The sequence below is a fragment of the Lentzea sp. CA-135723 genome, assembly GCF_050936595.1.
In the GTDB taxonomy this organism is placed as follows: domain Bacteria; phylum Actinomycetota; class Actinomycetes; order Mycobacteriales; family Pseudonocardiaceae; genus Lentzea.
This window is the reverse complement of record NZ_JBNJMK010000001.1, coordinates 2,953,640-2,964,639: the sequence shown is the minus strand read 5'-3', so window position 1 is coordinate 2,964,639 and position 11,000 is coordinate 2,953,640. Positions and strand designations below refer to the sequence as shown.

The following is an 11,000-nucleotide window of genomic DNA, read 5'->3' as shown; positions in this document are numbered from 1 at the left end:
CACAACTTTTGGGGTGTGGCGCGCTCACCTGGGGAAACATGTGTTGGTAGGGTCCACGCCACCGGCTGCCCCGCTGGTCACCGGGCTCATAGCACACGTAACGTGGGCGACGAGTTGCCGGAGGCAGTGATCAGGCCGCCGGAGGGTGTTGGTACTACTACCACCCGCCGCCTCACTCACCACCGCTGAAGATTTACCTGACTGGGTCACGTTGTACTCAGGCAATTGCGGTCGGTACGGTCGCGGCACCGATCCGAAAAGAATCCACACCACGGAGGAAATCGTGGCTCTTCCCCAGCTTACCGAGGAGCAGCGAGCCGCAGCGCTGGAGAAGGCTGCTGCCGCTCGTCGCGCTCGGGCTGAGCTCAAGGAGCGCCTCAAGCGCGGCGGCACGACCCTGACGGACGTGCTCAAGGCCGCCGAGAGCGACGAGGTCCTGGGCAAGATGAAGGTGTCCGCGCTGCTCGAGGCCCTCCCGGGCGTCGGCAAGGTTCGCGCGCAGCAGATCATGGAGCGCCTCGAGATCGCTCCCAGCCGTCGCCTGCGCGGTCTCGGTGACCGTCAGCGCAAGGCCCTGCTCTCCGAGTTCAGCGGAGAGTGATTGGCACCGAGGCGGGGGCGGGTTCCGCCCGCTCCCGCCTCACCGTCTTGTCCGGGCCGTCCGGCGTTGGCAAGTCCAGCGTCCTGGCGGAGCTGCGCAGGCAGCAGCCCGACGTCTACTTCTCCGTCTCGGCGACCACCAGGAAACCGAGGCCGGGCGAGGTCGACGGGGTGCACTACCACTTCGTGGACCGCGAGAAGTTCCAGCAAATGGCCGAGGCGGGCGAGTTCCTCGAACACGCCGAGTTCGCCGGCAACTGCTACGGAACCCCTCGCCGGCCCGTCGAGGAAGCACTGGCCGCCGGCCGTCCCGCCCTGCTCGAGATCGAACTGCAGGGCGCGCGGCAGGTCAGGACGGCCATGCCGGACGCCCAGCTGGTCATGCTGATGCCCCCGTCCTGGGAGCACCTGGTCGACCGGCTGACCGGCAGAGGCACCGAACACCCGGACGTCGTCGAACGCCGTTTGGAGATCGCCCGCGACGAGCTGGCGGCCGAAAAGGAGTTCGACGAGGTCGTCGTGAACGCCGACGTGCAGTCGGCCGCGGCCGACTTGCTATCCTTGATGGTCGGACCACGAATTTCAGGAGTCTGAAAGTGATCACCCACACCGAGCTCGGTCATCTGACCGGTTCCCCGGAGGGCATCACCAACCCGCCGATCGACGACCTGCTGGAGCAGGTGAGCTCGAAGTACGCGTTGGTGATCTACGCCGCGAAGCGTGCCCGCCAGATCAACGACTACTACGCGCAGCTCGGCGAGGGCCTGCTGGAGTACGTCGGCCCGCTCGTCGAGCCGGGCCCGCGTGAGAAGCCCCTCTCCATCGCGCTCCGGGAGATCCACGCCGGTCTCCTCGAGCACACCGAGGGCGAGTAAGTTCCTCGTGGGGGCCTGGCCCCCACACCCCACGCCGGGGGCAACCCCGGACCCCCAGCGGGTCCTCCCTTGTGGGCGTGACCTCGCGGTCGTCGCCCACAGGAGAGTCTTTGAACCCCGCTGCACCTGACGCCGATGCCCCCGTCAAGCCCAAGATCGTCCTTGGGGTTGGCGGGGGCATCGCCGCGTACAAGGCCTGTGAGGTCCTGCGGCGGCTGACCGAGTCCGGTCACTCGGTGCGGGTCATCCCGACCGAGGGCGCGCTGAAGTTCGTGGGAGCCGCCACGTTCGAGGCGCTGTCGGGCCAGGTCGTGTCCGCGGACCCGTTCGACGACGTGCACGAGGTGCCGCACGTCAAGCTGGGCCAGAACGCCGACCTCGTCGTCGTGGCCCCCGCGACCGCGAACCTCATCGCCAAGGCCGCGCACGGCCTCGCGGACGACCTGCTGACGAACACCCTGCTGACCGCGCGCTGCCCGGTCCTGCTGGTCCCGGCCATGCACACGGAGATGTGGGAACACCCGGCCACCCAGCACAACGTCGCGTTGCTGCGCGGCCGCGGTGTGATCGTGGCCGAACCCGCGTCCGGCAGGCTGACGGGCAAGGACACCGGCAAGGGCCGCCTGCCCGACCCCGCCGAGATCGTCGAGCTCGCCCGGCTGCTGCTGGTGCGGGGCGACGCGCTGAAGCGGACACTCGAAGGCGTGCACGTCGCGATCTCCGCCGGTGGCACGCGAGAACCACTCGATCCGGTGCGGTTCATCGGCAACCGCTCGTCCGGAAAACAGGGCTACGCACTGGCGAGGGTGGCCGCGCAACGCGGCGCGAAGGTGACTTTGGTCGCGGGAAACACAGCGGATCTGGCCACACCCGCGGGCGTCGATCTGGTCCGGGTGGGCTCCGCGACGGAACTGCGCGACGCCATGCACGAGGTCGCGGCGGACGCGGATGTTGTCGTGATGGCCGCCGCGGTGGCCGACTTCCGGCCGTCGTCGCTCACCGGCCACAAGATCAAGAAGACCGACGGCGACCCCGACCCGATCGCGCTGACGAAGAACCCCGACATCCTCGTGGAGCTCGTTTCCGCACGTAGGAACGGCCAGCTCATCGTGGGTTTCGCCGCGGAGACCGGCGACGAGACCACGTCGGTGCTCGACTACGGCCGGGCGAAGCTGCGCCGCAAGGGCTGCGACCTGTTGGTGCTCAACGCGGTCGGCGACGGCAAGGCGTTCGAGCAGGACGACAACGCCGGCTGGCTGCTGTCCCCGGACGGCGACGAGACGCCTATACCCCACGGGCCGAAAACTCAAGTGGCGTCCGCAGTCTGGGACGCGGTTACCGCTCGCTTGACTAGGTCTCGGTAGAGTTTTTCCTCAGTCCAACCCCGCAACTAAGGAGTGTCCGTGAGCCAGCACAGCAGCAGGCTGTTCACCAGTGAGTCGGTGACGGAGGGACACCCGGACAAGATCTGTGACGCGATCAGCGACTCGATCCTGGACGCCTTGCTGGCCAAGGATCCGCGTTCGCGCGTCGCCGTGGAGACGCTCGTCACCACCGGCCAGGTCCACGTCGCGGGTGAGGTCACCACCGAGGCGTACGCGGACATCCCCACGATCGTCCGCGAGAAGATCCTCGAGATCGGCTACGACTCGTCCGCGAAGGGCTTCGACGGCCACTCGTGCGGCGTCAACGTCGCCATCGGCGCGCAGTCCCCGGACATCGCCCAGGGCGTCGACACCGCCTTCGAGAACCGCGTCGAAGGCGCCGACGACGAGATCGACAAGCAGGGCGCCGGCGACCAGGGCCTCATGTTCGGCTACGCGTGCACCGACACGCCCGAGCTGATGCCGCTGCCGATCGCGCTGGCCCACCGCCTGTCCCGCCGCCTCACCAGGGTCCGCAAGGACGGCACCGTGCCGTACCTGCGCCCGGACGGCAAGACGCAGGTCACCATCGAGTACGCGGGCGACCAGCCCGTGCGCCTCGACACCGTTGTCATCTCCACCCAGCACGCCGACGGCATCGACCTCGAGAAGCTCCTCGGCGTCGACCTCCGCGAGCACGTCGTGGCCCCCGAGATCGCCGAGCTGGGCCTCGACACCACCGACGTGCGGCTCCTGACCAACCCGACCGGCCGCTTCGTCATCGGTGGCCCCATGGGCGACGCGGGCCTCACCGGCCGCAAGATCATCGTCGACACCTACGGCGGCATGGCCCGCCACGGCGGCGGCGCGTTCTCCGGCAAGGATCCGTCGAAGGTCGACCGTTCGGCCGCGTACGCGATGCGCTGGGTTGCCAAGAACACCGTCGCGGCCGGCCTCGCCACCCGCGTCGAGGTCCAGGTCGCCTACGCCATCGGCAAGGCGGCCCCGGTCGGCCTGTTCGTCGAGACCTTCGGCACCGAGACCGTGGACCCGCAGAAGATCCAGCAGGCCATCACCGAGGTCTTCGACCTCCGGCCCGCCGCGATCATCCGCGACCTCGACCTGCTGCGCCCGATCTACGCGCCGACCGCGGCCTACGGCCACTTCGGTCGCACCGACGTCGACCTCCCGTGGGAGTCGACCGACCGCGCGGAGGCCCTGCGCAACGCCGCCGGCGCCTGACCGTTCCGCTGTTCTGACGGCCCGTCCCCTGGTGGGGGCGGGCCGTTGACGTTGGTGGGAAGGGTGCGCCTCGCCGGCTGCGTCAGGAGGGAGCGCTGGCGCGTACCGGCGAGGCGCGGCACGCCACCTGGTCCGGGTTGTTCCTGGGGGGCACGGGCCAGGCGGGCGTTGGCCCACGTTCGGGCGGAGTTCGTCGTGGCGCCCCTGATACACGCGTTGCCCGAACTTTCTTGAGCACACCGCTCACCTCGTCGTTGTGATCTGTGAACAAGACCCCGGCCTTCCAGGGTCTCTGTTCATACGAGGGTCGGTTCCGAGTCATGTACCGGGACTACAAACTCGAGGTATGTCGCTCTCTCGTCGTGGGTTCATGGCCGCGGTCGCTGCTGCTGGTGCGGGCACGCTGTTGCCGCCGTCGGTGTACGCCGCGTTGGCCCGCGAGCCCCGTGCGGGCGGGTTGCGCGCCATCAAGCACGTTGTGTTGCTGATGCAGGAGAACCGTTCGTTCGACCACTACTACGGGTCGCTTCGTGGCGTGCGGGGGTTCTCGGATCGCAACGCGCTGAAGGGTGTGTTCAACCAGTCCGGGGTGTTGCCGTTCCCGGTGCGTGAGGCGGCGTCCGGCCGTGACATCCAGTACATCGGCGACCTCGACCACAGCTGGAACGGCGGGCACTCCGCGTTGCGCGGCGGGTGGAACGACAACTGGGTGCCTGCCAAGACCGGGGCGACGATGGCGTTCTACACGCGCCAGGACATCCCGTTCCACTACGAGCTCGCCGACACCTTCACGCTGTGCGACGCCTACCACTGCTCGGTGCCGTCCTCCACGTCGCCGAACCGCAACTACTGGGTTTCCGGCTACACGGGCTATGAGCCGGCAGGGGGTCGTGCGACCGGCAACGCGGCGTACAGCGAGGACACGCACACGGGGTACACGTGGAAGACGTACCCGGAGCGTCTTGAGGCCGCTGGGAAGTCGTGGCGGGTCTACCAGGAGTGGGACAACTTCCAGGACAACAACCTCGAGTTCTACGTGCGGTTCAAGGAGATCGCGCGGAAAGTGCTGCCCGCCGGGTTCAAGTCGCTCGACAAGCTCTACGGCACCGGCGACGCCGCGTTGATCGGCTCGCTGGACCTGACGAAGCTGTCGGCGGCGGAGAGGTCGTTGTACGACAGGGGCTTGCAGCGGGTGAAGCCCGGCGGCCTGGGGGAGACGTTCCGGGCGGACGTCGCCTCGGGGCGGTTGCCCGCCGTGTCGTACCTGGTTCCGTCCTCTGTGGACTCCGAGCATCCCGGTGCGTCGTCGCCGGCCGCGTCCGCGTCGATCACCTACCAGGTGCTGGACGCCTTGGCCTCCAACCAAGACGTGTGGGAGTCCACGGTTCTGTTCATCACCTACGACGAGAACGACGGGTTCTTCGACCACGTGCCGCCGCCGCGGCCGCCGTTGTCCGTCACGGACGAATACGTGGGTGACCGGCCGTTGGGGCTTGGTGCGCGTGTACCCATGACAGTCGTGTCGCCGTGGTCTGTCGGTGGGTACGTCAACTCGCAGGTGTTCGACCACACGTCGATGACGCGGTTCCTGGAGAAGTGGACCGGCGTGCGTTCGGAGGAGATCTCCGCATGGCGGCGCACGGTCGCCGGTGACCTGACGTCGGCGTTCGACTTCGACCGGCGGCGGACGTGGCCCGAGGTCGGGGAACCTGCCGCCGTGCCGCCCGCCACGCCTCGCTGGCGGCCCTCGCCCCCGTCCGAGCAGAAGATGCCGGAGCAGGAGGCCGGACGGCGGCGTGCGCGCGCTCTGCCGTACCAGCCCGACGCGTCGTTGCGCGGGACCACGTTGGAGATGTCGAACTCGGGTGCGGCCTCCGCGCACCTCGCGCTGTACCCGTACTCCGGGCAGTTCGCGGTGCCGCAGCACTTCGACGTCGCTGGAGAGGCGACGATCGAGATCGCCGGGGAGCACGACCTCGTGTTGCTGGGGCCCAACGGGTTCCGCCGTGAGTTCGGCGGTAGTTCTTCGGACCGTGCGCGCGTCTCGTCGTCGGTGCGCGGATACAGCCGTGTGCTGACGTTGACGTTCGAGAACAGCGGTTCGTCGCGGTTGACGTTCGTGCTGGGGCGGCGTCGTTACGTCGTGAGGCCCGGCCATCGCACCGTGATCCCGTGGCTGACCGTCATGAACTCCGGCTGGTACGACCTGACGGTGACCGTGGAGGAGGAGCCAAAGTTCCGGCGGCGGCTCTGCGGGCACATCGAGAACGGCCAGGAGTCGATCTCAGGCTAACGTCGGCCCGTGGAGATCACGGGGGACGAGATCCGGCGGCGGATGATCGAGCACGAGTCGCTGGATCCGGGTGGGTTGAAGCTCGTCGGCGCGACGATCACCGGCCGGCTCGACCTGACCGATGTGGTGGCGAAGAAACCGTTGGTGCTGCACGACTGCACCGCCGAAGCGCCGGTGCTGCTCGGCCGCGCGCAGTTCTCGCTGCTGGACCTGAGCGGACTGGCCGCGCCGATGGTCGAGGCCCGCGGCCTCGCCGTCGACCACCACCTGAGGCTGAGCGGCGCGCGGCTGAGCGGCGCCGAGTCGATCGACGCGCTGCACATGCGCATCGGCGGCAGCGTGTACCTGGACGAGGGCTTCCGCGCGGCCGGCACCGTGACGCTCAGCGGGTCCCGCGTCGCCGGCGTGCTGGCGTGCCAGGGCGGCCGGTTCGAAGACGGGCTGAACCTCGTCGACCTGCACGTCGGCGATGGCATCTTCCTGTCGCACGGCTGCGAGGTGTCCCGCGGCGGTTCGCTCGCCGCGCTGCGCATGCGCGGCACTCGGGTCGACGGCCAGCTCATCCTGCGAGCAGGCCGTTTCGTCTCGCACGACGTCGCGGTGGACCTGCGGCACATGAGCGTGGGCAGGGAGTTGTTCCTGCCGTTCGAAAGCGTCGAGGGGTTGATCAGGCTCGAAGGGCTGACCTACGAAGGACTGCCGCGTGACGCCACCGTGGACGAGTGGTTGTCGGCATTGCCGTTACGCACGCCCAACTACGCCACACAGCCGTGGACACAGCTAGCTGCTGCGCACGCCGCCGCAGGCCATGAACGCGATGTGCGCCGCATCCGCGTTGCGCAGCAACGAGACCTACGCCGCCGCGGCCAACTCTCCCGCTGGGGACGCGTGTGGCACCTGATCCGCGGCGTGACCGTGGGCCACGGCTACCGCCCCGGCCTGGCCCTCGTGTGGCTGGCCGGCGTGCTCGCCGTGTCAGTGGGCGTGGTGCTCACGAGCGGCGCCGTGCGGTGCTCGGCGGTGGAACAGATCGGCTACGCCTTGAACGTGGCGACCCCGCTGGTCAAGGTCGACACCGCCCGATGCACGGTCGACACCGCCACGGGCGCCGGACAACTGGTGCTCGCCTCCACGTGGCTGCTGCAGGTACTGGCATGGGCGTTCGCGACCCTGTTCGTGGCGGGCTTCACCGGTTTGGTGAGGCGCAACGCGTGACTGTCGGACCTGTCTGATACACCAGGAGGCATGAGCGCGAAGACCGGAGCGAGAAAAGGGGAGCGGGTCCCCGCGGAGTCGCTGCCGGTCGCCCGGATCGTGGTGGACGTGCCCCTGGCCCACCTGGACCGCCCGTTCGACTACCAGGTTCCGTCCGAACTGGACGAAGCCGCGGTCCCGGGCTGCCGCGTGCGCGTGCGCTTCGCGGGCCAACTGGTGGACGGCTACCTGCTGGAGCGCACCGAGACCTCGGAGTACGGCAAGAAACTCGCCTTCATCGAAAAGGTCGTCTCCCCCGAACCGGTGCTGGCACCGGAGATCGCCACCCTGGCCAGAGCCATCGCCGACAGGTACGCGGGCGGCATGATCGACGTCCTGCGCCTCGCGATCCCACCCCGCCACGCCCGAGCAGAAGCAGCAGCCCCAGGCGAGCCCCCACCACTACCCCAACTCCCAGCCTGGGTAACGCCCCAGCCGCCCACAAACGCCCCGGCCGCCGTCCTTCCGGGCGCTCCCGCAACCCCAGCAGACACCCCCGCCGACGCCGCTCCGGACGCGCCGGCAGCCCCGGCAGACATCCGCGCCGAAGCCGCTCCAGACGCCGAAGCCGAGTCTGAAGGTTCGCTCGCGAACGCCACCGAACCAAACGCCGCACCTGCAGACGCCACGCCCGCGGCCCCCACCATGCCCGCCTCCAGCGCCTCACCCGCCTCTACCACCGCGCCCGCCCCCAGCGACCTACCCGCTGCGCCCACCTCCGCCGCTGTGCCCGCCGTACCCACTGCCGCGCCCACTCCCGCCACGCCTGCCACCACTGCCGTGCCCGACCTCACTGCGGTATCCGCCGCTCACATCACCTCAGTCCCCATCACCTCAGTCCCCGCCGCCCCGGCCACCACCGCACTCACCGCCACCACCGCCCCGGCGACCGCTACCAACGCACCTACCCCAGCCCCGGCCACCGCCACCACCGCCCCGGCTACCGCCGCCGACGCCCCGGCCACCACCGCTCCCACCCCCGCACCCACCACCGCCCCGGCCACTGCTGCACCCACCGCCACCACCGCAGTCACCGCCACCTCAGCCCCCGCTGCCACCTCAGCCCCCGCTGACACCTCGGCCCCCGCTGCCGCCTCCGCTCCCGCCTCTGTCCCCGCTCCTGCCGCCGCCTCTGCCCCCGCCTCTGCCCCCGCCGCCGTGCCCACCCCTGCTGAGGCGCCCGCTCTCACCCCCGTCCCCGCTGCGCCCGCCTCTGCCGCCGCGCTCACCCCCGACACCGCATCCACCTCACCCTCCGCGACACCCGCCGCACCCGTGCCCGAAGCGCCCGCCCCCGCCGGTCCTGCGCGATCCGCGCTGCCGCCCGTTCCCGCGGACGCCTGGTCGCGGTACCCGCGCGGCCCCAAGTACCTGGAGGCCCTGCGCGAGGGCCGGCCCGCCCACGCCGTCTGGCAGGCGTTGCCGGCGGAGGACTGGCCCGCCCGCCTCGCCGAGGCCGCGGCCGCGGTGGCGTCGTCCGGGCGCGGGGTGGCGATCGTGGTGCCCGACCACCGCGACCTGGCCCGTGTCGCCGAGGCCTGCGGGCGGCTGATCGAGGGCGTGGTGACGTTGTCGGCCGACCTCGGGCCGTCGGAGCGGTACAAGCGGTGGCTGGCCGTGCGGCGCGGCATCGCTCGGGTGGTGGTCGGGACGCGTGCCACGGCCTTCGCGCCCGTCCGCGATCCTGGGCTGCTCGTGGTGTGGGACGACGGCGACGACCTGCACGTCGAGCAGCGGTCGCCCTATCCGAACGTGCGGGACGTGCTGGTGCAGCGCGCGCACATGACGGGTGCGGCGTTGCTCATCGGCGGGTTCGCGCGCACGGCTGAGGCGCAGCTGCTCGTCGAGACCGGCTGGGCGCACGAGATCGTGGCGTCGCGCGAGACGTTGAGGTCCGTGGCGCCGCGCGTGGTGTCGGTGGGCGACAACGACTGGCAGGACGTGAAGGACCCGGCCGCACGGACGGCGCGGCTGCCGTCCATCGCGTTCGACGCCGCGCGGTTCGCGCTGGCCGACTCGCCGGTGCTGATCCAGGTGCCGCGGCGCGGGTACGTGCCGTCGCTCGCCTGCGGGCAGTGCAGGGGGCCCGCGCGGTGCCGCCGGTGCGCCGGGCCGCTGGCGTTGCCCGGTGGCACGCAGGACGGCCTGCCGAAGCCCGCGTACTGCCGGTGGTGCGCGGCCACCGAGGCCGGGTTCCGGTGCCCCACCTGCGGGTCGCGCAAGCTGCGCGGGCAGATCATCGGTGCCCGGCGCACGGCCGAGGAGCTCGGGCGGGCCTTTCCCGGCCACCCGGTGCGCACCAGCGGCGCCGACGAGGTGCTGACGAAGGTGCCCGGCAAGCCCTCGCTGGTGGTCGCCACGCCGGGAGCCGAACCCGTCGCCGAGGGCGGGTACGGCGCCGTGCTGCTGCTCGACGGGTGGGCGTTGCTCGGCAGGGCCGACCTGAGGGCGTCCGAGGAGGCGTTGAGGCGCTGGATGACGGCCGCCGGTCTGGTGCGGCCGGGCAACGGGCGGGTGGTGGTGATCGCCGACTCGTCGCTCACGCCGGTCCAGGCTCTCGTCCGGTGGGACCCGGTGTGGCACGCCGCGACCGAACTGGCCGCGCGCACCGAGCTCGGGTTCCCGCCGGCGGTCAGGATGGCGACCGTCGACGGCACCCCGGACGCCGTCAACGCCATGCTCGACGAGCTGCGGCTGCCCTCCACCGGCGAGATCCTCGGGCCGGTGCCGCTGGGTGACGACGAGACCAAGGAACGCGCCCTGGTGCGGGTGTCGCGCGCGGAGGGCCGGCAGCTCGCCGCCGTGCTGGCCGAGGCTCAGGCCGTGCGGACGGCCCGCAAGGAGCAGGAGCTGGTGCGCATCAAGCTCGACCCGCTCGAGGTGCTGTAGCGGTCAGTTCTCGTAGTGGGAGCGCAGGCCGGCGACGTGCTCGCGGATGTCCTCGTCGGTCAGCTTCTCGTACTCCAGGTACTCGCTCATGTAGGTCATGAGGTCGTTGCGCTCGGGGTGCTGCTCGCCCGCGATCACGTGCGCCGTCGTGCCCGCGATGCCCGCCGGGAACAGCAGGAACCCGTCGAGGCCCGCCATGGTGTCGAAGGAGGCGTTCTTGGCCTCCCACAGGGCCCACACGTCGTCCTCGCGGCCGCACTCGGCGAGCAGCAGCGCGGCCAGCACCAACGCCTCGCGCACGCCCCAGCCCTCCTGGTGCGCGGCGGTCTCCTCGGCGAGCAGGTGGCGCAGCAGGTCCGCGTCGCCGTCGCGGCGTTCGCGCAGCAGGAGGTGCAGCGCCTCCTCGCGGTCGGCCTCGTCGAGCGGGGTGTTCGTGAAATCGGTTCGCAACTGGTCAAGATCGATCGACACGCCCGCACCTTA

Annotated in this window: 8 protein-coding genes and 2 pseudogenes; 9 read left to right on the top strand and 1 reads right to left on the bottom strand. The window is 70.6% G+C overall.

What is annotated here, in order from left to right; translation table 11 throughout:
- Positions 1-283: 283 nt before the first annotated feature.
- From mihF to ACQEU1_RS12520, 9 genes and pseudogenes are all read left to right on the top strand, one after another.
- Positions 284-601, top strand: a complete 318-nt coding sequence (gene mihF, locus ACQEU1_RS12560; RefSeq protein ID WP_030471603.1) for an integration host factor, actinobacterial type — start codon at positions 284-286, stop codon at positions 599-601.
- A complete protein-coding gene (gene gmk / locus ACQEU1_RS12555; RefSeq protein WP_433199702.1) occupies positions 598-1,194 on the top strand; it encodes a guanylate kinase in 597 nt (198 codons plus the stop codon). Before mihF ends, gmk begins: the two co-directional genes overlap by 4 nt.
- Before the next feature lie 2 nt (positions 1,195-1,196).
- Positions 1,197-1,475 (top strand): DNA-directed RNA polymerase subunit omega, encoded by a 279-nt coding sequence (gene rpoZ, locus ACQEU1_RS12550; protein ID WP_045313812.1) that lies wholly within the window; start codon positions 1,197-1,199, stop codon positions 1,473-1,475.
- A gap of 110 nt (positions 1,476-1,585) precedes the next feature.
- Positions 1,586-2,839, top strand: a complete 1,254-nt coding sequence (gene coaBC, locus ACQEU1_RS12545; protein WP_433199698.1) for a bifunctional phosphopantothenoylcysteine decarboxylase/phosphopantothenate--cysteine ligase CoaBC — start codon at positions 1,586-1,588, stop codon at positions 2,837-2,839.
- Between the two features lie 39 nt (positions 2,840-2,878).
- On the top strand, positions 2,879-4,081 hold the full coding sequence (gene metK, locus ACQEU1_RS12540; protein ID WP_285642301.1) for a methionine adenosyltransferase: 1,203 nt from the start codon (positions 2,879-2,881) through the stop codon (positions 4,079-4,081).
- A gap of 346 nt (positions 4,082-4,427) precedes the next feature.
- Entirely contained in the window at positions 4,428-6,374 is a 1,947-nt protein-coding gene (locus ACQEU1_RS12535; RefSeq protein WP_433199694.1) for a phosphocholine-specific phospholipase C, read from the top strand.
- A 9-nt stretch (positions 6,375-6,383) separates the two neighbouring features.
- A complete protein-coding gene (locus ACQEU1_RS12530; protein ID WP_433199691.1) occupies positions 6,384-7,589 on the top strand; it encodes a hypothetical protein in 1,206 nt (401 codons plus the stop codon).
- 30 nt (positions 7,590-7,619) lie between these two features.
- A pseudogene (locus tag ACQEU1_RS12525) lies at positions 7,620-7,970 on the top strand (primosome assembly protein PriA); the annotation flags it as partial.
- 819 nt (positions 7,971-8,789) lie between these two features.
- Positions 8,790-10,517, top strand: a pseudogene (locus tag ACQEU1_RS12520) (primosomal protein N'); the annotation flags it as partial.
- 3 nt (positions 10,518-10,520) lie between these two features.
- Here ACQEU1_RS12520 and ACQEU1_RS12515 read toward each other — a convergent pair.
- Positions 10,521-10,988, bottom strand: a complete 468-nt coding sequence (locus tag ACQEU1_RS12515) for a hypothetical protein (RefSeq protein WP_433199688.1) — start codon at positions 10,986-10,988, stop codon at positions 10,521-10,523.
- Positions 10,989-11,000 lie beyond the last annotated feature (12 nt).

Bases quoted from the DNA above. Each gene is read 5' to 3' on its own strand.
- ACQEU1_RS12535 (WP_433199694.1), top strand. From the start codon at position 4,428: ATGTCGCTCTCTCGTCGTGGGTTCATGGCCGCGGTCGCTGCTGCTGGT.